The 23,800-nt window shown below is 74.3% G+C and carries 8 protein-coding genes and 1 pseudogene; 8 read left to right on the top strand and 1 reads right to left on the bottom strand.

The window, feature by feature from the left end:
- Window positions 1–92 precede the first annotated feature (92 nt).
- Window positions 93–812, top strand: a complete 720-nt coding sequence (locus ACIRJR_RS33345; RefSeq protein WP_403787772.1) for a thioesterase II family protein — start codon at window positions 93–95, stop codon at window positions 810–812.
- A gap of 212 nt (window positions 813–1,024) precedes the next feature.
- On the opposite strand, the gene ACIRJR_RS33340 is transcribed toward ACIRJR_RS33345, so the two are convergent.
- On the bottom strand, window positions 1,025–2,527 hold the full coding sequence (locus ACIRJR_RS33340; protein WP_403787868.1) for an FAD-dependent monooxygenase: 1,503 nt from the start codon (window positions 2,525–2,527) through the stop codon (window positions 1,025–1,027).
- Between the two features lie 340 nt (window positions 2,528–2,867).
- Here ACIRJR_RS33340 and ACIRJR_RS33335 point away from each other — a divergent pair, with 340 nt between their 5' ends.
- The 7 genes and pseudogenes from ACIRJR_RS33335 to ACIRJR_RS33305 all read left to right on the top strand — a co-directional run bounded on the left by ACIRJR_RS33335 (window position 2,868) and on the right by ACIRJR_RS33305 (window position 23,673).
- The gene (locus ACIRJR_RS33335) at window positions 2,868–3,188 is read left to right on the top strand and encodes a phosphopantetheine-binding protein (protein WP_403787769.1); all 321 of its coding nucleotides are present in this window, start codon (window positions 2,868–2,870) and stop codon (window positions 3,186–3,188) included.
- Window positions 3,185–4,435 (top strand): cytochrome P450, encoded by a 1,251-nt coding sequence (locus ACIRJR_RS33330; RefSeq protein WP_403787766.1) that lies wholly within the window; start codon window positions 3,185–3,187, stop codon window positions 4,433–4,435. The genes ACIRJR_RS33335 and ACIRJR_RS33330 overlap by 4 nt, the downstream gene beginning before the upstream one ends.
- Window positions 4,432–5,166, top strand: coding sequence for a thioesterase II family protein (locus ACIRJR_RS33325; RefSeq protein WP_403787763.1), 735 nt, complete (start codon window positions 4,432–4,434; stop codon window positions 5,164–5,166). Before ACIRJR_RS33330 ends, ACIRJR_RS33325 begins: the two co-directional genes overlap by 4 nt.
- A 46-nt stretch (window positions 5,167–5,212) precedes the next feature.
- Window positions 5,213–8,281: a type I polyketide synthase gene (locus tag ACIRJR_RS33320; RefSeq protein WP_403787760.1), complete on the top strand. Its 3,069-nt coding sequence runs from the start codon at window positions 5,213–5,215 to the stop codon at window positions 8,279–8,281.
- A 66-nt stretch (window positions 8,282–8,347) separates the two neighbouring features.
- Window positions 8,348–13,888: pseudogene (locus ACIRJR_RS33315) on the top strand (SDR family NAD(P)-dependent oxidoreductase); the annotation flags it as partial.
- A gap of 9 nt (window positions 13,889–13,897) precedes the next feature.
- On the top strand, window positions 13,898–20,566 hold the full coding sequence (locus ACIRJR_RS33310; RefSeq protein WP_403787757.1) for a type I polyketide synthase: 6,669 nt from the start codon (window positions 13,898–13,900) through the stop codon (window positions 20,564–20,566).
- Window positions 20,563–23,673 carry a type I polyketide synthase gene (locus tag ACIRJR_RS33305; protein WP_403787754.1) on the top strand — a complete coding sequence of 1,037 codons (3,111 nt, stop codon included), beginning with the start codon at window positions 20,563–20,565 and terminating at the stop codon, window positions 23,671–23,673. The genes ACIRJR_RS33310 and ACIRJR_RS33305 overlap by 4 nt, the downstream gene beginning before the upstream one ends.
- Window positions 23,674–23,800: the final 127 nt, after the last annotated feature.

Here is a 23,800-nt window from a genome sequence, read left to right as displayed (position 1 = left end):
CACCGCCGGATCCCGCCGCGGTCCGGTACCTGTTCCGTTTCAGTCAACGATCCGATGGAAGATGGGGGTTGGTCGGAGTGACAGAGTCCGGCATGTCCGCCGAACAAGGGGACCTGACGCTGCTGTGCGTGCCGTTCGCAGGAGCGGGTCCGTCGTTCTTCCACCCGTGGCGGGACCTGTCCGCCGGCCGCTGGCGGGTGACGTCCGTCGAACTGCCGGGCAGGGAGCGGCGGATCATGGAGGAGCCGTACCGGAACGTCCACGAGGCCGCCAAGGGCTCGGTCGACGACATCGTCGCGGACCTCGGCGAAGGCTCCCGGACCGTACTGTTCGGGCACAGCCTGGGCGCCGTTCTCGCCTACGAACTCGTGCACCTGCTGGGTGCGCGCGGCGTGCACGTCGAGCGGCTGGTCGTCAGCGGCTCCCCGGGGCCCTGGACCCAGCGCGAGCGGCGGGCCTCCGGGCTGGAGGACGAGGAGTTCCTCGCCCGGGTCGAGGAGTTCGCGGGCTTCCGCCACGAGGCTCTCGACCACCCGGAGATGCGCGAGCTGATCCTCCCGGTGCTGCAGGCCGACTGCGAGATGCACGAGAACTACGTCCCGAGCACCGACACGCCGGTCTCCGTGCCGATCACCTCCCTGCGGGGTGACGCCGACGGTCTGGTCACGGCCGAGGAGGCCCGGCAGTGGCGGTCGGCGACCGCCGCGTCGTTCGGCTACGTCGAGTTCCCCGGCGACCACATGTACCTGGTCGACGCCGGCCGCGAGGTGCTGGACGCGATCGAGTCGGCCTCCGCCGACGACCACGGGTAGGGCTCATGCCGCTACGAGGTACGACATGTCGCGGTGACAGGCGGGGCGGGCGCCGGTCCAGGCCGAGGGCCGGGCGGTCCACGCCGCCGCTCGCCACCGCGGCCGGCGGCGCGGCCCGGTGGATCAGGTGGCCGTACCGGCCGCGGGTCCGCCGGGCGTGCTGCGGACCAGGACACCGCCGGGCGGCCCCCGGGAGACCGCTCGACAGCCTCTCAGCCCTGCCGGGCCGGGCCGAACCAGGCGGCGAGCGCCGACCGCAGCGCGGCGGCGTCGACCGTCTCGCCGGGGCCGGACGCCCAGGCCACGTGACCGTCGGGCCGGATCAGGACCGCGTCGGGAGCCGGGACCTCGTCGATGACCGGCACGGGCCAGGCGTCGTCCTCGCTGCGCGCCTGGACCAGGTCCACGCGGTCGGCCCAGCCCTCGGCAGCCGCGGCCACCGCGGCCCCGGCGCCCAGGTCGAGCAGGACGGGACGGCCGGCGTGCAGCAGCTCGTACACGCGGGAGACGCCGTCGGCCGCCTTGATGTCGGCGTCCGGGACCCGGCGGCCGGCCAGCGGGTGGCCGCAGCCGGCCGGGTAGCGGACGTCCAGGGCGTTGAGCATGTTGCGCAGCAGCCGGTTCACGTCGTCGAAGACCATCAGCGAGCCGAAGACCTCGCGCAGTGCGTCCGTCTGCGCACCGGGACGGGCCAGGGCCGACTGCGCCCGGGTGTTCCGCAGCACCTGCTCGCCGACCGGGTGACGCTCGTCGTGGTACGTCCCCAGCACGCTCTCCGGAGCCGTGCCGCGCACCACCGAGGCGAGCTTCCAGCCGAGGTTGACCGCGTCCTGCACACCCATGTTCAGGCCCTGCCCGCCGGCCGGGAAGTGGATGTGCGCCGCGTCGCCCGCCAGCAGCACCCGGCCGTGCCGGTACCGGTCGGCCTGGCGCGCGGCGTCGTTGAAGCGGGAGATCCAGCGCGGGTTGCGCATGCCGAAGTCGGTGCCCGCGAGCCGGATCAGCGACGCGCGCAGCTGCTCGAAGGTCACCGGCTCGTCGCGGTCGGCGACGTGGTCGTACTCGGAGGTGATCACCCGGTGCCAGCCCGGCTCGAAGGCGATCGCCGAGTAGTCACCGCCGGCGCGGCGCCGGATCCAGACGTAGTCCTCGGGCAGGTCCGGGAGCTCGACGTCGCCGATCATGGCGGTCATCGTCGCCTCGGTGCCCGGGAAGCCGATGCCCGCCAGCCTGCGCACCGTGCTCCGCCCGCCGTCGCAGCCCACGAGGTGGCCGGCGCGCAGCGCTGCGGGGCCCGCGTCCGCGGCGTCCAGCTCGACCGTCACCCCGGACGTGTCCTGGGTGACGCCGGTGACCCGGCAGGATCTGCGGATCCGCACACCGAGCTCCTGCGCCCACTCCTCCAGGAGCCGTTCGACGGCGGACTGAAGGATCATCAGGGGATAGGGGTGCCGGGACTCGTACTCGTCGAACTCCAGGTACAGGCCGGAGAAGTGGCCCACCGGCTGCAGTTCGCCGGCCGCCAGGAAGCGGTCCAGGACCCCGCGCTGGTCGAGCACCTCCAGGGTGCGCGAGTGCATGCCGCCGGCCCGCGATTCCCCCGAGCGTTCCGCGAGCCGCTCGACCACGACCACGTCGACGCCCGCCAGCCGCAGTTCACAGGCGAGCATCAGACCGGTCGGTCCGGCGCCCGCGATCACGACCTCGGCGTCCATACCGGTGTCTGCCACGTCGGTCCTCCTCATTCCAGTGCGCCTCTAACGCCGCTGAATAGCCTCCGCTTCACTGAACGTGGATCAGCCCGGTCGAGGAACGCTGGTGCCGGGACGGGCCCGCCGCCGGTGGCACCCGTCCCGCCGCCGGTGCCGGGTACCCGGGCACGGTGCGGGCGGACGCGAATCCGCGCAGGACCGTCCCGGCCGTCCGGAAGAACGTGTTCCGCCGGCCGGGCGGCGCAGGGGGCCGAGGCCCCGGGCGGATGGCGAAGGCCCGGGACAGGGCCGCAGACGACGCGAGCGGGCACTCCCGGTCGGTGGATGAACGGAAGGCTGGCAGATGGAATCGGCGACGCAGGCGGTCCACACGAGCGGTGGGCAGGACGAGACGTCGGAACGACCGGCCGCGGTCGCGGCACCGGAGGGGACCGTTTCGCTGGCGGAGGAGATCGCGGCCCTGTGGGCGGAAGTCCTCCACGCCCCCGGGGTCGGCGTGGAGGACGACTTCTTCAGGCTCGGCGGGAACTCCCTGTCCGGAATCAAGATCATCGAACGGGTGGAGCAGGACCACGGGGTCCAGCTGTCCGTGCGCGACTTCTACCTCGCGCAGACCCCCGCCCGTGTCGCCGAGCTGATCGAGAGAGGGAGGGCGGAGGTGTGAGGCTGACGCCGGGCCCCGCCCACGGGATCGACCTCGAGGCCGTCAACCTGTTCGACCTGGACCTGTACTCCTCCGGAGACCCGCACCGGATCTGGGACGTCATGCGGGCGAAGGCGCCCCTGCACCACCAGGTCCTGCCGGACGGCCGGGAGTTCTGGTCGGTGACGCGCTACGAGGACGTCCACCGGGTCCTCGCCGGCCACCGCGAGTTCACCTCGGAGCGCGGCACGGTGCCGACCCACCTCGGGACGGACGACGCCGCGGCCGGCGTGCTGATGACGTCCACCGACCCGCCACGGCACACCGAGGTCCGCCGGCCGCTCGGCTCCAGGCTCACCGCGCGCGCCGTGAGGTCCTGGGAGGACGGCATCCGCGCCACGGTGGCGCGCTTCCTGGAACCCGCCCTCGACGGCGAGGTCTTCGACCTGGCCGAGCGGGCACTGCTCCTTCCGGCGATGGTCACCGGACCGCTGCTGGGCATCCCGGAGAAGGACTGGGCCGAGCTCGTCCAGCTGACCGCCATGGTCACGGCCCCCACGGACCCGCACTTCATGGTCGGCCACGAGGCCGCGACCCTCGCCATCTCCCACCACGAACTCGTCACGTACGTCCGCGAGTGGGTCAAGGCCCGGCGGGCGAGCGGCGAGGAGGACGACAGCCTCCTCCACCACCTCATGAGCGTCCGTCCGGGCGGTGAGCCGCTGAGCGACGAGGAGATCGCCCTCGACGGCTACAGCATCCTCCTGGGCGCCAACGTGACCACCCCGCACACCGTCTCGGGCACCGTGGAGGCACTGATCGAACGGCCCGCGCAGTACGCGAAGGCGGCGGCCGACCCCTCGCTGGTCCCCGGCCTGGTCGAGGAGGGCCTGCGCTGGACCTCGGCCGCGTGCAACTTCATGCGGTACGCGGTCGACGACGTCGAGATCGCCGGGGGCACGATCCCGGCCGGCGGTGCCGTCGTGGCGTGGATCGGCTCGGCCAACCGCGACGAGACCCTCTTCCCCGCCCCGCACACCTTCGACATCACCCGGGCCGGAGCCAAGCGCCAGGCCGCCTTCGGCTTCGGCACGCACTTCTGCATCGGCGCGCCGCTGGCCCGCATGACGCTGCGGATCTTCTTCGAGGAACTGCTCCGGCGGTTCGAGTCGGTCGAGCTCGCCGGCGAACCGCAGCACCTGCGGTCGTACTTCATCGCGGGAATGACCCACCTTCCCATCGTCGCCCGGAAACGGCGGACGCCATGACCCCCTCCACCACCGCTCCCTCACCGTGGTTCGTCCGGCCGCGGTCCGGCGAACACCCGGGCACGCTCTTCTGCTTCCCCTTCTCCGGGGCCGGGGCCTCGGCCTTCAGCGCGTGGCCCGCCGCGATCGGCGGGGCCGAGGTCTGCCCGGTGCAGTTCCCCGGCCGCGAGAACCGGCTCGGCCACCCCCACTACGGCACGTACGAGGAACTGGCCGACGCCCTGGCCGACGCCCTGGCCCCGAGGCTCGACCGGCCGTACGCCTTCTTCGCGCACTGCGCGGGCGCCCTGCCCGCGTACGAGACCGTGCTGCGGCTGGCCGCACTCGGCCTCCCCGGCCCCGAACACCTCTTCGTCTCCGGCCAGCCCGCCCCGCACGACGCCTCGCGCGACCGGATGCTCACCATGACCGAGGCCGAGCTGCGTGCCGAACTGGAGGCCTTCGTCCGGGGCCGCGGGATCGAGCCCCGGCCCGACATGCTCGACCTGGGAATGCTCGTGCTCCTGCGCGACCACGCCGCCGCGGGCGCGTACCGGCGCGGAGAGCCGGCCGCGGTGGACTGCCCCGTGACCGTCCTGCACTGGAGCGAGGACCCCGACGCGGGCCTCGACGAGCTCGACGGCTGGCGCCGGTACGCGGACTCCGTCGAGTTCCGGACGGTCGGCGGAGGCCACTACGACTTCATGGACGCCCCGGCCGAGCTGCTGAACCTGTTGACCTCCTGGCGGTAGTGCCGCCCGCACGTGCCGCGACCCGTGGGAACCGGAAGGAATTCGTATGAGTGGCGCAGCCGCCGACATCGCCGTGATCGGGATGTCGTGCCGCTTTCCCGGTGTGCAGAACCCTGGTGAGTTCTGGCGCCTGCTGTTCGACGGCGAGTCCACCGTCGGGACCTTCCCCGAGAACCGGGCGGCCGACGCGAGCCACGGCTCCCACCCCGACGCGCCCACCCTGGACGCGGGCTCGTTCCTGGAATCCGTCGCCGGCTTCGACGCCGGATTCTTCGGCGTCGGCCCCGCGGAGGCCGCCGCCATGGACCCCGTTCAGCGACTGGGGCTGGAACTCGCCTGGGAAGCCGTCGAGGACGCCCGCGTCCCGGCGTCCGCGCTCGCCGGCCGCGAGATCGACGTGGTCGTCGGCGCCGGACCCTCCGGGTACGAGCAGCTGCGCAAGCGCTCCGGAAGCGACCGGGACGACCACTACGCCGCGCTCGGCTCGTCCGGCGCGCTGATCGCCAACCGGATCTCCGGGCTCCTCGACGTCCGGGGCATGAGCTTCTGTGCCGACTCCGGCCAGTCCTCCTCCCTCGTGGCGCTGGCGCTGGCCTGCGAGCGGATCCGCGGCGGCGCCGTCGACACGGCGATCGTGGGCGGTGTGCACCTGATCGTCGACCCCGAGGCGGGCACGGGCCTGGTGAACCTGGGCGCGCTGTCGCCCGATGGCCGTTGCTTCACCTTCGACGAGCGGGCCCGAGGCTTCGTCCGGGGCGAGGGCGGCGCCTTCGTCCTGCTCAAGCGGCTCGACCTGGCCCTCGCCGACGACGATCACGTCTACGCCGTGGTCCGCGGCTGGGGCGTCACCGGCGGCGGCGCCTCCACCCGCATACCGGACCCCAGCCCGAGCGGTCAGGCGGCGGCCGTGCTGGCCGCCCTCGACCGCGCGTCCGTCCCCTTCGACAGCGTCGACTACGTCGAGGCCCACGGCACGGGCACCCGTATGGGCGACCCCGCCGAGATCGCCGGACTGCGCGAGGCGGCCCGCGCCGCCGGCCGCACCCGCCCCCTGGTCATCGGATCGGCGAAGACCAACGTGGGCCACCTGGAGCCGGCCGCGGGCATGGTCGGCTTCGTCAAGGCCGCCCTCTGCGTGGACCGCGGGCAGCTGGTCCCGAGCCTGAACTTCCGCTCCCCGAACCCCGCCGTCCACGACTTCCACGAGGACTTCGAGGTGCTGCGGGCCGCACGCCCCTGGCCGGGAGGTCCCGGCCGGCCGCGCCGGGCCGGCGTATCGGCCTTCGGCATGGGCGGCACCAACGCCCACGTCATCCTCGAACAGGCCCCCGAGGCACCCCGGCCGCCCCGCACCGCGGACGGCGCGGCCGCCGGCGTGCTGCCCTGGGTTCTTTCGGCCAGGTCCGAGCAGGCCCTGCGGGAGCAGGCGGCGAGGCTGCGCGATCTGGTGGCCGCGGACCCCTGCCTCTCACCGGTCGACATCGGGCACTCGCTGGCCTCGACCCGGTCCGTCTTCGAACACCGGGCGGTCGTCCTGGGCGACGGGCGCGAGGAGACGCTGGCCGGCCTGGACCTCATCGCCGCCGGCGGCGACTCGGCGCGGGCGCTGCGCGGGACGGCGGCCGAAGGCCCCTTCGGCCCGGTGGTCTTCGTCTTCCCCGGACAGGGCTCCCAGTGGCTCGCCATGGGCAGGCGGATGTACGCCGAGTCGGAGGTCTTCGCACGGTCCGTCGACGCGTGCGAGCGGGCTCTGGCACCGTACGTGGACTGGTCTCTGGTGGACGTGCTGACCGGTGCGGAGCCGGCCGCCTCCCTCGACCGGGTGGATGTGGTCCAGCCGGCGCTGTTCGCGATGATGGTCTCGCTGGCCCAGGTGTGGCGGTCCCTGGGGGTGGTCCCCGACGCCGTCGTGGGCCACTCGCAGGGCGAGATCGCCGCGGCCTGCGTGGCCGGTGCCCTCACCCTCGACGACGCGGCGCGGATCGTCGCCCTGCGCAGCCGGGCCGCGATCGGGCTGCTCGGCGGGATGAGTGCCGTGGCCGCGTCCGCCGCCTGGGCCGAGGAGCGGATCGCGTCCTGGCCCGGGCAGCTCTCCGTGGCCGCCGTCAACGGCCCGTCGTCCGTCGTGGTCTCCGGGGACGGCGTGGCACTCGAGGAGTTCGGCGCGGCGGCGGAGGCCGAGGGGGTCCGGGTGCGGCGGGTCAAGGCGGCCTTCGCCTCGCACTCCCACCACGTCGAATGCCTCCGCGAACGCATCCTGGAGGTCACCGAGGGCATCGAGCCGCGGGAGACCGCGGTGCGGTTCCACTCCACGGTCACCGGCGGTCCGCTCGACACGTGTTCCCTGGACAGCGGGTACTGGTATGCCAACCTCCGCTCGGTGGTGCGCTTCGGCGAGGTCGTCGAGAACCTGATGCGTACACCCGGTGCCGTGTTCGTCGAGGTCAGCCCGCATCCCGTGCTCCAGGTCGCGATGGAGGAGGCCGCCGACGCGCTGTCCGTCCCGCCCGTGACGGTCCACACCCTGAGCCGGCGCGACGGAGGGGCGGGCGAGGTCCTGGCCTCCCTGGCCGAACTCCACGTGCGGGGCGTTCCCGTGGACTGGGGCGCGGTGTTCGACGCGGCCGGGCCGCGCCGCGTTGCCCTGCCGACGTACGCGTTCCAGCGGGTGCGGCACTGGCTGACCGCCTCCGACGCCACCGGGGGCGGGAGCGCCACCGGGCCGGCGGCCGAGGCCGCCACCAGGGCGCCGGGGCCGGACACGGCCGCGGCGGTCCTCACCCTTGTGTGCGCCGAGACGGCGGCCCTGCTGAGTGCGGGGAACGCGGCCCTGACGGGCGCGGACCTCGCGGCGAGGGCGGGCGACTCCTTCAGGAGCCTGGGCTTCGGCTCCTCCATGGCCGTGGGACTGCGCAACCGGGTCGCCGCGGCCGCGGGGGTGCGGCTGCCGGCCACCGTCGTGTTCACCCACCCCACGCCACAGGCCCTCGCCGGCCACGTCTTCTCCCTCCTCCGGCCGGAGGCGCCCCGGGGCGCGGAGACCGTGGAGGTACCGAGCCCGGAAAGTCGCAGTGACGACGATCTGTACGCATTGATCGACCGCGGATATGTGTAGCCGCATACGCCGCACCCGTTCTTCGAAGCAACCGTTTGAGGGGAGGCACTGGTGGACGATGTCGACAAGCTCCGGTCCTACTTGCGACGCGCCGTCGGCGATGCGCAGGAGCTGCGTGAGCGTGTGCGCGAGCTGGAGGACGCCGCCCGCGAGCCCGTCGCGGTAGTCGGTGTGGGGTGTCGCTACCCGGGCGGGGTGACGTCACCCGAGGACCTCTGGGGAATCGTCTCCCGTGGCGTCGACGCCATGGGCGGGTTCCCGCAGGACCGGGGCTGGGACCTGGAGGCCCTCTACGACCCCGATCCCGAGGCACACGGCAGGACGTACACGCGCTCGGGCGGATTCCTGCCCGGCCTCGCGGAGTTCGACGCGCCGTTCTTCGGCATCAGCCCGCGCGAGGCCCTGGCCATGGACCCGCAGCAGCGGCTGATGCTGGAGACCTCCTGGGAGGCACTGGAGCGGGCGGGCATCGACCCGGCCGGCCTGAAGGGGTCGGCCACCGGCGTCTTCACCGGGCTCTACGCCACCGACTACGGCCCGCGGATGGGCGGCGGGGCGGCCGGCGAGGTCGAGGGCTTCGCCATGACCGGCCTGTACAACAGCGTGGCCTCGGGCCGGGTGGCGTACACCCTGGGCCTGGAGGGCCCGGCGGTCTCCATCGACACCGCGTGCTCCTCCTCCCTGGTCGCCGTCCACCAGGCCGTGCGGTCCCTGCGCTCCGGCGAGTGCGGGCTCGCCCTGGCCGGCGGTGTGACGGCCATGCCCACCCCGGGCACGTTCGTGGAACTCGCCCGGCAGCGGGGCCTGTCGGCGGACGGCCGCTGCAAGGCCTTCGCCGACGCCGCGGACGGCACCGGCTTCTCCGAGGGTGCGGGCGTCCTGGTCCTGGAGCGGCTCTCGGACGCGCGGCGCAACGGCCGCCACGTCTGGGCGGTGATCCGCGGCTCCGCGATCAACCAGGACGGCGCCTCCAACGGCCTGACCGCCCCCAACGGGCTCGCCCAGCAACGGGTCATCCGCGCCGCCCTGGCCGACGCGGGGCTCGCCGCCGGCGCCGTGGACGCGGTGGAGGCCCACGGCACCGGGACCCGGCTGGGAGACCCCCTGGAGGCCGAGGCCCTGCTCGCCACGTACGGCCGGGGCCGCGACGCGGACAGCCCGCTGTGGCTGGGCTCGCTGAAGTCGAACATCGGGCACACCCAGGCCGCCGCCGGAGTCGGCGGGATCATCAAGATGATCATGGCGATGCGACACGGCGTGCTGCCCCGGACCCTCCATGTGGACCGCCCCTCGGAGCACGTGGACTGGTCGGCCGGAGAGGTGGAACTCCTCACCGAGACCCGCGACTGGCCCACCGGCCCCGGGCGGCCCCGCCGCGCCGGCGTCTCCTCCTTCGGTATCAGCGGCACCAACGCGCACGTGATCCTGGAGCAGGTACCGGCAGCCGGCGTCGAGGCTGCCGCCCCAACCGGACCGCAGGACCGTACCGCCCACCCCCTCGTCACGGCGGCGCCCCCCGTCGTGCCCTGGATCCTGTCGGCCCGGTCCGCCGAGGCCCTGCGCGAACAGGCCCGTCGGCTGGCGGACGCCGTCGCCGCCGACACGGACCTGCCGACCGCGGGCATCGGACACGCGCTCGTGGCCACCCGGTCGCTCTTCGACCACCGCCGGGTCGTCGTCGGTACCGACCGCGACACCCTCCTCGCCGGCCTCGCCGCCGCGGGCTCCGGCGACGAGAACGCCCCCGCCACCGTCTCGGGAACCGCCCGCCCGGTGGACCGGACCGTCTTCGTCCTCCCCGGACAGGGCGGTCAGTGGACCGCGATGGGCCGTGAACTCTACGAGACCTCCCCGGCCTTCGCCGAGCGGCTGCGCGACTGCGCCCGGGCCCTGGAGCCCTGGCTGTCCTGGCCGCTGATCGAGACCGTCTGCGGCGGCCCCGGTGCCGCCGACCTGGAGGACATCGACGTCGTCCAGCCCGCGCTGTTCGCCGTCATGGTGTCGCTGGCCGAGGCCTGGCGCGCCCTCGGCGTCACCCCCGACGTGGTCATCGGCCACTCCCAGGGCGAGATCGCCGCCGCCTGCATCGCGGGCGCACTCACCCTGGAGGACGCCGCCAAGATCGTCGCCGTCCGGTCCCGGCTGCTGCTCACCGTCGCCGGCCAGGGCGGCATGGCCGCGATCCTGCTGCCCGAGGAACGCGTACGGGAGTTGCTCACGCGGTGGGACGGCCGGGTCGGCATCGCCGCCGTCAACGGCCCCGGCTCCACGACCGTCTCCGGCGAGACCGACGCGGTCGAGGCGCTCGTCGCGTCCTGCGAGGCCGAAGGCACCCGCGCCCGGATGATCAAGTCCAGCATCCCCGCGCACTCCGCCCTGATGGACCGGTTCGAGGACCGCCTCAAAGAGGAACTGGGCACGATCACCCCCGCGCCCACGCCCGTGGCGATCTACTCCACGGTCACCGGCACGCCGGTCGACCCCGCGGAACTCGACACCGGCTACTGGTTCCGCAACCTGCGCGAACCGGTCCGGTTCGCCACCGCCATGCGGCGCATCGCGGAGGCCGAGCCCCACGCCGCCGTCATCGAGGTCGGCCCGCACCCCCTGCTGACCATGAGCATCCAGGAGCTGTACGACACCGTTCCCGGCGCCACCGGGTTCGCCCTGGGGACGCTGCGCCGCGACGAGGGCGGGCTCGACCGCCTCTACCTGTCCGCGGCCGAGGCCTTCGTCGCGGGCCTGCCGGTTTCCTGGCAGGCGGCCCTGCCCCACTACGACGGCCCCCGGACCGACCTGCCCACGTACGCCTTCCAGCGCCGGCGCTACTGGCTCGACACCCCGGGCGAGTCCACTGCTCGCAGCACCTGCGACCACCCGCTGCTCGACACGGTGATCGAGCTGCCCGAGGACGGCGGAGGGATCGTGGCCGGCGGACGCCTCTCGCCGGAGCGCCACCCCTGGCTCGCCGATCACGTGGTCCACGGCGCCGTCCTCGTGCCGGCCGCGGTCCTGGCCGAACTCGCCGCCTGGGCCGCAGGAAGAGCGGGCTGCGAGCTCGTCGGCGAACTCACCCTGGAGACCCCGCTGGTCCTCTCCCGGACGGCCGACCGCGAGATCCGGGTCGTCGTCGACGCCGAGCGGAGGATCACCGTGCACTCGCGCGGCGACGGCGAGACGCGGTGGACCCGCAACGCCGCCGGCACCGCCGCCACCGGCGCAACGGCCCCCACGGACCAGGACCTCCGGATCTGGCCCCCCGCGGGCGCGACCGCCGTCCCCGTCGACGAGGGGTACGCCGCACTCGCCGGCCTCGGATTCGCCCACGGCCCCCTGCTCCGCGGCCTCACAAGGCTCTGGCACCGTGACGGCACCCTGTTCGCGGAGGTGGAGCTGCCCGGGTCCGAACGCGCCGACGGCGGCTTCCGGACCCACCCGGCGCTGATCCAGGCCGCGCTGCTCCCGGCCGCCATGCTCCCGGCCGAGGGCCGGCTGCCGCACCGCTTCACCGGCCTGCGTCTGGGCCGGTCCACACCGTCCGCGCTGCGGGTGCGCCTCTCGCCCGCCGGACAGGACACGGTGTCCGTGACCCTCGCCGACCGCACGGGAGAGCCCGTGGGCGTGATCGACTCGCTGAGCCTGCGGCCCGCGGACGCCGCGGAACTGGCCGAGTTGGGCTTCGACCACCAGGACTCGCTGTTCCGGACCGAGTGGGTCCCTCTCGCGGCGCCGACGGCAGGGGACGACCGCCCCCACGCCGTCGTCGGAGCACCCGGCGGGCCCGCCGGCCCCGCCGAACTCGCCGCCTCCGGCGCGGAGGCACCCGCCCTCGTCGTCGCCGTACTCGACGCCGCGGACACGGGCACAGGTACGGACACGGCCGAGGCGCGCGGCGCGGACGGAACGGCCCCGGACACCCTGGCCGCCGCCGGACGCGGCCTCCACCGCGTACTGCGCTGGACCCGGGAATGGCTCGCCGACGACCGGTTCGCCGGCTCCCGCCTGGTGATCGTGACGCGGGACGCCTGTCCCGACGGGCAGTCGGACCACACCGACCCCGCGGCAGCGGCCGTCTGGGGTTTCGTACGCACCGCCCAGACCGAGAACCCGGGCCGCTTCGTCCTCGTGGACACCGACGGAGAGGACGCCTCCCGCGCACTCGTCCCCGCGGCCGCCGCCACCGGCGAAGCCCAGATCCGCATCCGCGCCGGGCTCGCCGCCACCCCGCGACTGACCCGCGCCGGCCTCGGCACGGCCACCGGCACACCGGCACTCGGCACCGGAACGGTTCTGATCACGGGCGGCACCACCGGCCTCGGGGCGATGCTCGCCCGGCACCTGGTGGCGCACCACGGGGTCCGCAGCCTGCTCCTCGCCAGCAGGCGCGGTCCGGCGGCGCCGGCCGCCGAGGCCCTGCACGAGGAGCTCACCGGAGCGGGAGCCCGCGTCGAGATCGCGGCCTGTGACGTCGGCGACCGCGCCGCGGTCGCCGCACTGCTCGCCTCCGTCCCCTCCGAGCACCCGCTGACCGCCGTGGTCCACTGCGCGGCACTCCTCGACGACGGGGTCGTCGAGGCCCTCACCGAGGACCGGTTGGACTCCGTGCTCGCACCCAAGGCGCACGGCGCCTGGCACCTGCACGAGCTGACCCGGGACCTGGACCTGTCCGCGTTCGTGCTCTTCTCGTCCGTCGCCGGCGTGCTCGGCACGGCCGGACAGGCCAACTACGCGGCGGCCAACGCCTTCCTCGACGGCCTCGCCCGGCACCGGCACGCCAGCGGTCTGCCCGCCCTCGCCCTGTGCTGGGGCTTCTGGGAGGAGCGCAGCGAGATGAGCGCCGGCCTGGCCGACGCCGACGTCGTCCGCCTGCGGCGACAGGGCGTACTGCCCCTGTCGTCGAGGGAAGGACTGGCGCTCTTCGACGTGGCCGTCTCGGCGCCGGACCCCGTCCTGGTGCCCACCCGCCTGAACCTGTCGGCCCCGGCCGCGCCCGGGGCCGACGGCGCCATGGGATCGCCGCTGCTGCGCGGCCTGACGGGCCAGGCCGCTGCCGGCGGCGCGCAGACCGCGGACGGCAGCCTCACGGAACAGGTGGCCGCGCTGCCGCCGGCCGCCGCGGAGGCGGTGCTGCTCGACGCCGTCCGCACCCGGACCGCACTCGTTCTCGGCCACCCCGACATCACGGGGATCGGCCCGGCCACGGCCTTCAGGAAACTCGGGATCGACTCGCTCACCGCACTGGAACTGCGCAACAAACTCGCGACGGCGACCGGCCTGAAACTGCCCGCGACGCTCGTGTTCGACCACCCGAACCCGAACGCCCTCGCGCGGTTCCTCAGGGAGCGCGTCTCGGTGACCGCCGATGCCCCGCCGCCGTCCCCGGCCGCCCACCTCACCAAGGAGATCGAGGGCCTGGGCGCACTTCTCGAGGACGCCTTCCGCGAACTCGCGGACGACGACAAGGACACCGTGTCCGCTCTGCTCGGCGAGTTGCAGGGCCGCGTCCGCTCGATGGCGGGCGCCGGGGCGCCGGCCGGAGTCGTCGACCGGATCAGTTCGGCCTCGGCGGGAGAACTCCTCTCGCTCCTGGACAAAGAGCTCGGCTAGGGGAACGCGATGACGAACGACGACAATGCCGAGGTCCTCCAGTACCTCAAGCGGACCTCGATCGAACTGCTGGAGACGCGCAAGCGGCTGAAGGAGCTGACGGACGCCGCCACCGAGCCGATCGCCGTGGTGGGCGTCGCCTGCCGGTTCCCGGGCGGGGCGGCGTCCGCGGAGGACCTGTGGGACCTCGTGCGGACGGGCACCGACGCCGTGTCGGACCTCCCCGCGGACCGCTACTGGGACCTCGAAGCCCTCTACGACCCCGACCCGGACCGGCCGGGCACCTGCTACACCCGCTCGGGCGGTTTCCTGCACGACGCCGGCGACTTCGACGCCGAGTTCTTCGGGATCAGCCCCCGCGAGGCGCTCTCCGCCGACCCGCAGCAGCGTCTGCTCCTGGAGACCTCCTGGGAAGCCCTGGAGCGGGCCGCCATCGACCCGCACACCCTGCACGGAAGCGACACCGGCGTGTTCGCGGGCATCGCCTACTTCGGTTACGGGAACCATCACTTCACCCCCGAAGCCATATCGGGGTACGCGCAGACCGGCTCCCTCCTGAGCGTGGCCTCGGGCCGGGTGGCGTACGCCCTGGGCCTGGAGGGCCCGGCGGTCTCCATCGACACCGCGTGCTCCTCCTCCCTGGTCGCCGTCCACCAGGCGGTGCAGTCGCTGCGCCGGGGCGAAACAGGGCTGGCCCTCGCCGGCGGCGTCACCGTCATGGCCACGCACCAGGTGCTGCGGGAGATGTCCCGGCTGCGGGGCCTGTCGGCGGACGGCCGCTGCAAGGCCTTCGCCGACGCCGCGGACGGCACCGGCTTCTCCGAGGGTGCGGGCGTCCTGGTCCTGGAGCGGCTCTCGGACGCGCGGCGCAACGGCCGCCAGGTCTGGGCGGTGATCCGCGGCTCCGCGATCAACCAGGACGGCGCCTCCAACGGCCTGACCGCCCCCAGCGGCCCGGCGCAGCAGCGAGTGATCCGGGCGGCGCTGGCCGACGCCCGGGTCCGGGCGGGCGACGTGGACGTCGTCGAGGCGCACGGCACCGGCACCACGCTGGGCGACCCCATCGAGGCACAGGCACTGCTCGCCACGTACGGGCAGGACCGGGAACCGGACAGCCCGCTGTGGCTGGGCTCGCTGAAGTCGAACATCGGGCACACCCAGGCCGCCGCCGGAGTCGGCGGGATCATCAAGATGATCATGGCGATGCGGCACGGCGTGCTGCCCCGGACCCTGCACGTGGACCGGCCCTCCACACACGTGGACTGGTCGGCCGGAGCGGTGGAACTCCTCACCGAGGCCCGCGACTGGACCGCCGGCCCCGGTCGGCCCCGCCGTGCCGGCGTCTCCTCCTTCGGAGCCAGTGGCACCAACGCGCACGTGATCCTGGAGGAGGCCCCCGCCCCGGAACCCGAAGTCCGCGACAGCGGCGGGACCGGACCGGCCGAGACCTCCGGACAGGAACCCGGGAGCGGCACGGCCGGCACCTCCGGCATACCGGTCCCCTGGACCATCTCGGCCCGCACGGCCGAGGCACTGCGCGCCCAGGCCGGGAGGCTGCACGCGTTCGCAGCCGCCGGCGGGGCCCCGGACCCCGCCGACACCGGCTGGTCGCTGGCCACCGGACGGGCCCACCTCGACCACCGCGCGGTCGCCCTGGGACACGACCGGGAGACCCTGCTCGCCGCGCTGGACGCGCTGAGCGAGGGCACGGAGTCGCCCGCGGCCGTCCGCGGCGCCGCGGGGGAACACGGCCGCACCGCCTTCCTCTTCCCCGGACAGGGTTCCCCGTGGGCAGGCGTCGCGGGCCCCCTGTACGAGGCGTTCCCCGTCTTCGCACGCGCCCTCGACGAGATCTGCGCGCGCTTCGACGCCCACCTCCCCTTCGCCCTCCGACCGCTGCTCCTGGCGGGCGGGCCCGCCGACCCCGAGCGCACCGACATCGCGCAGCCGGCACTGTTCGCCCTGCAGGTCGCCCTCTACCGGCTCGTCGTGCGGTACTGCCCGCGGCCGGACCACCTGATCGGCCACTCCGTCGGCGAGATCGCCGCCGCCCACGTGTCAGGGGTCCTCGACCTCGACGACGCGACCCGGCTCGTCGCAGCCCGGGGCCGCCTCATGCAGACGGTGCGCGAACGAGGCGCCATGCTCGCGGTACGCCTCACCGAGGCCGAGGCGGCCGAACTGGCCGCCCCGTACGACCGGGTCGGCATCGCCGCGGTCAACGGCTCCGAGTCGGTGGTCCTGTCGGGCCTGCGCGAACAGGTCCACGAGATCCGCGACCGGCTCGTCGCCGACCACAGGCCGGCGAAGCTCCTCGCGGTGGACCACGCCTTCCACTCCCCGCTCATGGAGCCGGTCCTCGACGAGTTCGCGGAGGCCGTCCGCGGACTGCGTAAGGGAAGGACGGACATCCCGGTCGTCTCGACCAGGCTGGGCCGTGAGGCGACGCTCGAGGAACTGGCGTCGCCCGGCCACTGGGTGGACCACGTCCGCGAGCCCGTCCGCTTCCACGCGGCCGTCGAGAGCGCCCGCGCCGCCGGCGCCGGAACCTTCCTCGAAGTGGGGCCGGGCACCGCCCTCACGAGCATCGTCAAGGAGTCCTTCGCCGCCCAGGGCGTCACCGGCGCGCTGGTCGTGTCCACCTCGCGGCGCGGCCGCGGACCGGCTGACGCGCTGACCGCCGCCCTGGCCGAACTGCACGTGCACGGCGCCGCCGTGGACTGGCCGGCCCTGTTCGGTACCCGCCGACGGGTCGACCTGCCCACGTACGCCTTCCAGCGGCAGCGCTACTGGCTGGACCTCCTCGCCGGCGCGGGCTCCCCGGACGTGGCCTCCGCGGGTCTGGCCACCGCCGGACATCCCCTGCTGGGCGCCGCGGTCGAGCACCCCGGCACCGGCGAGACGGTCCTCACCGGCCTGTGGTCCCTGCGCACCCACGGATGGCTGGCCGACCACACCGTGTTCGGCGCGGCCGTCGTACCCGCCACCGCCCACCTCGACCTGGCCCTGTCGGCCGCCGGCCGCGTCGGCGCCGCCGCGGTCGAGGAGCTCTCCCTCGAAGTGCCCCTGGTCCTGCCCGAGCAGGGCGAGGTGCAGATACGTATCGTCGCCGGCGCCGCCGACGGGAGCGGGCGGCGTCCGCTGGACGTCTACTCGCGCCCCGCCGCGGACGGCCCGGCCGAGGGCGGCTGGACCCGGCACGCCTCGGGCACCCTGGCCGCCGAGGCCCCGCGGGTGGACGACGCCGCCCCCACGGAGCGTCCGCTCGCCCTCTGGCCGCCGGCCGGCGCCGGGCAGCTGGACCTCGACGGCTTCTACGACTCCCTGGCGGACGGGGGCTTCGACTACGGCCCCGGCTTCCGCGGGCTGCGCGAGGTGTGGCGCGACGGGGACGAGCTCTTCGCCCTCGCCACACTGCCGGAGGAAACCGCCGCGGCCGGCCAGGGCTTCGGCCTGCACCCCGCGCTGCTCGACACCGCGCTCCACGCGGTGGTGGCCGGCGGGATCATCGAAGTGACCGGCGAGCGGGGCTGGATGCCCTTCTCGTGGTCCGGGGTGCGCCTGATCCGGCCCTGCGGCCCGACCGTGCGGGTCCGCCTCACCCCCGCGGGCGAGGGCGCCGTCTCCGTGACCGTCGCCGACGAGCAGGGCGGCACCGTCGCCCGGATCGGCAGGCTGACCTTCCGGCCGGTCACCGCCGAGCAGGTCCGCGGCGGCCGGGGCCTGCCGCTGTACGAGCTCGCGTGGCGGCAGGTCCGGAAGGACCCGCAGCCCGCCGGCCGCGCCCGGTTCGCGGTGCTCGGCACCGAGGAGGGCGCGGGCGGGCGGCTCGCCGCGGCCGGCGGCACCTCCGTCGAGCGCCACGCCTGCCTCGACGAGGCCGCCGAGGCCGCGGTGCGTGGACATCTCGTCCTGTGCCTCGACGACATTCCCACCGACACCACCGACACCACCGACACCACCGACACCACCGACACCACCGACCCGATCGCCGCGGTCGCCGGGGCGGGCAAGCACGTACTGGCGACCGTCCAGCGGTTCCTGGCCACCGAGCGGCTGGCCGACGCCACCCTGGTCGTGCTCACCCGACTCGCCCAGACCACCGGTCCCGGCGACAGCGAGCGGAGCCTGTCCGGTTCCACCGTCTGGGGCCTGGTCCGGTCCGCCCAGAACGAGCACCCCGGCAGGCTCCGCCTCGTCGACATCGACGAGGACGAGGCGTCCTGGGCCGCCCTCGGTGACGCCCTCGGCCTCGGTGAGGACCAACTGGCCCTGCGAGAAGGCTCGTTCCTGGTCCCCCGGATGGTCCCGGCCACGCCCGCGGACCGACGGCTCGAGCCGCCGGCCCCCGGCGCCCACCGGCTCGGCATCCCGCACAAGGGCACCCTGGAGAACCTGGCCTGGATCCCCTGCCCCGAGGTGGACGCGCCACTGGAGAGCGGACAGGTCCGCATCGCCGTGCAGGCCGCCGGACTCAACTTCCGCGACGTCACCATCGCCCTCGGACTCGTCGACCGGACCGCCATCGACGACGGCCTCGGCAGCGAGGGAGCCGGCACCGTCCTCGAGGTCGCCGACGACGTCACGGGCCTCGCACCGGGTGACCGGGTGACCGGCATCTTCACCGGCGCCTTCGCCCGCACGGCGGTCGCCGACCACCGGCTGCTCACCCACGTCCCCGACGGCTGGACCTTCGCCGAAGCGGCGTCGATGCCGAGCACCTTCCTCACCGCCTACTACGCGCTCTTCCACGTGATGAAGCTCGAGAAGGGGCAGAGGATCCTCGTGCACGCCGCGGCGGGCGGCGTCGGCATGGCGGCCGTGCAGCTGGCCGCTTACGCGGGCGCCGAGGTCTACGGCACCGCCGGACCGCACAAGTGGCCCGCCCTGCACGCCCTGGGCCTGGACGACGCCCACCTGTCGTCCTCCCGCGACCTGGCCTTCGTGGAGAAGTTCCTGGACGCCACCGGCGGCCGCGGCGTGGACGTCGTACTCAACTCCCTCGCCCACAAGTTCGTCGACGCGTCGCTGGAACTGCTGCCCGGAGGCGGCCACTTCATCGAGATGGGCAAGACCGACATCCGTGATGCCCGGCAGGTCGAGGCCGGCCACCCCGGGGTCGCCTACCGGGCCTTCGATCTCTACGAGGCGGGCCCCGACGCGATCGGCGCGATGTTCCGCGAGGTCATGCGGCTCTTCGCCGACGGCCACGTGCGGCTGAATCCGTTGTCCGTACGGGACATCCATGACGCGCGCGACACCTTCCGGGAGATGAGCCAGGGCCGGCACACCGGCAAACTCGTCTTCGACGTAGGCGGAGGCCTCGGCGGCGGCACCGTGCTGGTCACCGGCGGGACCGGCGCGGTGGGCTCTGTCGTCGCCCGCCACCTCGTCGCCGAACACGGCGTACGCAGCCTGCTGCTCGCGAGCCGCCGGGGCCCGGCGGCCGACGGGGCCGACGAGCTGGTCGCGGAGCTGGAACGGGCCGGTGCGACCGTCCGCGTCGTGGCCTGCGACGTCGCGAGCCGCGCCGCGGTGGCCGACCTGCTCGCCCGGACACCTCCGGCCCACCCTCTGACGGCGGTCGTGCACGCGGCCGGCGCACTCGCGGACGGCACCGTCGAATCGCTGACACCGAAGGACCTGGACCGTGTCCTGGCCGCGAAGGCCGCCGGCGCGCTCCACCTGCACGAACTCACCCGGGACCGCCCCCTGTCGGCCTTCGTCCAGTTCTCCGCCCTCGCCGGCACACTCGGCACCGCCGGGCAGGCGAACTACGCCGCGGCCAACGCCTTCCTGGACGCCCTGGCGGACCGGCGCAGGGCCGAGGGCCTGCCCGGTTCCTCACTCTGCTGGGGCTGGTGGGAGGAGGCCGGCGGCATGGCCGGCGGCCTGGACGAAACCCACCTGTCCCGGCTGCGGCGCACAGGCGTCGGCCCCATGCCGGCCACCGAGGCACTGGCCCTGTTCGACGCGGCGCGGGTGTCCGGCAAGCCGGTCCTCATCCCCGCCCGGCTGGACCTCGCCGCTCTGCGCGCCAGGCCCGCCGACGACGTGCCTCCGCTGCTGCGTGAACTCGCCGGCCGCGGCCGGCCCCGCCGTGACCGGACGGGGACGGCCGGCCACGCGGGCCCCGCCGGGCTGGACGCCCTGCCACCGCACGAGGCGGAGAAAGCCGTGGTGGAGTGGCTGCGCGAGCAGGCCGCGGTAGTGCTCGGCCACCCGTCCGGTGCGGGCGTCGACACCGACCAGCCCTTCACCCAGCTCGGCTTCGACTCGCTGACCGCGGTCGAGCTGTGCAACCGCCTGTCCGCGGCCACCGGACTGCGCCTGGCCTCCACGCTCGTCTTCAGCTACCCGACACCGCGTGAACTGGGCGCGCACCTCACTGGACTGCTGCGCCCGGCACAACCCGCGGCCGACACCGCGAGCGCGGTCCCGGACACCGACGGCGAGATCAGGGAGGTGCTGCGGACCGTCGCGCTCGACAGCCTGCGCGACGCCGGCCTGCTGGATCAGATTCTGGCGTGCGCCGCCGCGGCCCGGACCGGCGGTGAGACGGACATGACGGTCACAGGCGCCGTGGCGGACACCGACAGCGGCGCGGAACAGCTGTCGGACCTGGGCATCGACGCGCTGCTCGACCTGGCTCTGGATGAGAAGAGGCAAGCGACATGACCAACTCGGCAGACCGGACGGCTGAGGGAGCGGACCGGGTCCACCGGGCGCTGCGCACGCTGCTGGAGGAACGGGACCGCCTCCGCCAGGAGAACGAGGCCCTCAGGGCCGGCCGCGGCGAGCCGATCGCCGTGGTGTCCATGGCCTGCCGCTACCCGGGAGGCGTGTCCTCGCCCGAGGACCTGTGGGACGTCGTCCGCGACGGCCGTGACGTCGTCGGCGAGTTCCCCGCCGACCGCGGGTGGCGCGACGTGTACGACCCGGACCCCGACGCCACCGGCAGCACGTACGTACGCCACGGCGGGTTCCTCGACGACCCGGCCGGCTTCGACGCCGAGTTCTTCGGCATCAGTCCGCGCGAGGCCCTGGCCACCGATCCTCAGCAGCGCCTGCTTCTGGAGACGTCCTGGGAGGCATTCGAACGGGCCGGGATCGTCCCGGCCGAGGTCCGCGGGTCCGAGGTCGGCGTCTTCGCCGGGATCAGCTCGACCGAGTACGGCTGGCGGTTCCTGGAGTCGGGCCTGAAGGACCTGGAGGGCTACCTCCTGTACGGCAGCTCTCTCAGCGTCGCCTCCGGCAGGGTCGCGTACGAACTCGGGCTGACGGGTCCCGCGGTGTCCGTGGACACCGCCTGCTCCTCCTCCCTGGTCTCCCTGCACCTCGCCGTGCAGGCCCTGCGCGCGGGGGAGTGTTCTCTGGCACTGGCCGGCGGGGCGCTGGTCATGTCGACGCCCGCCGCCTTCGTGGAGTTCGCCCGGCAGGGCGCGCTGTCGGCCGACGGCCGGTGCAAGGCCTTCGCCGACGGTGCCGACGGCACCGGCTGGGCCGAGGGCGTGGGCGTGCTGCTCCTGGAGCGGCTCTCCGACGCCCGCCGCAACGGCCACCCGGTCCTCGCCCTCGTCCGCGGTTCGGCCGTCAACCAGGACGGCGCGAGCAACGGCCTGACCGCTCCCAACGGCCGCGCCCAGGAGAAGGTGATCCTCAAGGCCCTGGCCAACGCGGGAGTCGCGCCCCACGACGTGGACATGGTCGAGGCGCACGGCACCGGGACCGGCCTCGGCGACCCCATCGAGGCGGGCGCCCTGCTGGCCACCTACGGCAGGGACCGGCCCGCGGACCGGCCGCTGTGGCTGGGCTCGCTGAAGTCGAACATGGGCCACGCCCAGGCCGCCGCGGGCGTCGCCGGGGTCATCAAGACCGTCATGGCCATGCGCCATCGGTACCTGCCGCGGACCCTGCACGCGGACACGCCGTCGAAACACGTGGACTGGTCCTCCGGCGCCGTCGAGATCCTGTCGCGGGGACGGGACTGGACCCGGGAGCAGGGACCACGGCGGGCGGGCCTGTCCTCGTTCGGGGTCAGCGGCACGAACGCGCACGTGATCCTTGAGGAGGCTCCTCCGCAGGAGCCCCTCGTGGACACCGCCCCCGCGACCGGGTCCGGCGCGCCCGTGCCGTGGCTGCTCTCCGGCAGGACCCCGGCGGCGTTGGCGGCGCAGGCCGTCCGGCTGCGGGACGCCGTGGCCGCCGACGCGGACCCCGCCGCCGTCGGATGGTCGCTGGCGTCGGGCCGTTCGCACTTCGAGCATCGTGCGGTGGTGCTCGGTGGTGACCGCGACGCGCTGCTCGGCGGCCTGGACGCGCTCGGCCGCGGCGCGGAGTCCCCCGCGGTGGTGCGTGGCGCCGTGGGAAGGCTCGGGGGTGTCGTCTTCGTCTTCCCCGGCCAGGGGTCGCAGTGGGTCGGCATGGGCCGGGAGCTGTACGAGGCCTTCCCCGTCTTCGCCCGGAGCCTCGACGCATGTGCGGCCGCCCTGTCCGAGTGGGTCGACTGGGACGTGACCGACGTCGTGCGCGGTGCCGGGGACGCGCCCGGGCTGGACAGGGTGGACGTCGTCCAGCCGGCCCTGTTCTCGGTGATGGTGTCCATCGCCGCCCTGTGGCGGTCCTGGGGGGTGGAGCCTTCCGCGGTGATCGGGCACAGCCAGGGTGAGATCGCCGCCGCGTACGTGAGCGGTGCGTTGTCACTGCGGGACGCCGCCAAGGTCGTCGCGCTGCGCAGCAAGGCCCTGACCGGACTCGTCGGGTACGGCGGGATGGCCTCGGTCGCGGAGTCCGCCGACGTGGTGGCGCAGGCCCTCGTCGCGTGGGGCGGCCGGGTGGGTGTCGCCGTGGTCAACGGGCCCCGGTCGGTCGTGGTGTCCGGCGAGCCGGACGCCCTCGACGAGTTCGTCGAGAAGATGAAGGCCGACGGGTCCCGGGCCCGCCGTATCCCGGTGGACTACGCCTCGCACTCCCACCACGTGACACGGGTGCGTGAGCCGGTCCTCGACGCCCTGCGCGGCATCCGCCCGAAGTCCTCGGAACTGCCGTTCTACTCGACCCTGTACGGCGAAGTCGTCGACACGGCGCGGCTCGACGAGAACTACTGGTACGAGAACCTCCGTGAGAAGGTCGTCTTCGAGAAAGCCGTACGCCGCCTGGCCGAGGACGGGTTCCGGGTCTTCGTCGAGATGAGCCCGCACCCCGTGCTGACCGCTGACATCGAGGAGACCGTCGAGGACCACGAGGACGCGCTGGTGCTGGCGTCGGGCCGCCGCGACCGCCCGGAGGCGGAGACCGCGCTCGGTTCTCTCGCCCGGCTCCACTCCTGCGGCGGAGCCGTCGACTGGACCGCCCTGTTCGGGACCCGCACCCGTGTCGACCTGCCCACGTACGCCTTCCAACGGCACCGGTACTGGCTGGACTCCGTGCGGACCGTCCCGGTGGCGCAGACACCCGGGGAGGCCGGGGCCCCGGCCGCGGAGCCGGACGTTCCGCTGGCGGAGCGGATCTCCCTGCTGCCCGAGGCGGACGCGGGCGAACTGGCCCTTGCCCACGTCCTCGACAACGTCGCACTGGTTCTCGGCCATCCGCCGGGCACCCCCGTCGACCCGGACCAGGAGTTCAGGGAGATCGGTTTCGACTCCCTGCTGTCCGTGGAGCTGAGCAAGCGCCTGAAAGCCTCGACCGGACTCAGGCTGAAGGCCAATCTGGTACTACGCCATCCGTCGCCACGGCGGATCGCCGGGCACATCGTGTCCTCGATCGCCGCCGGCGGAACCGGATGACCCGCGGCGCCCCCGGGGCGCCCGCCGCCCCGGGACACTGTCCCGCCGGCGGGACAGTGTCCCGGCCACGGCCTGCCCTGCCGGGCACCCACGTGTCCTGAACGGCCGATCACCCCCGCTGAGGACG

The organism is Streptomyces sp. NPDC102402 (assembly GCF_044765765.1).
Classification (GTDB): Bacteria; Actinomycetota; Actinomycetes; order Streptomycetales; family Streptomycetaceae; genus Streptomyces.
This window is presented reverse-complemented; position numbering and strand designations above follow the sequence as displayed.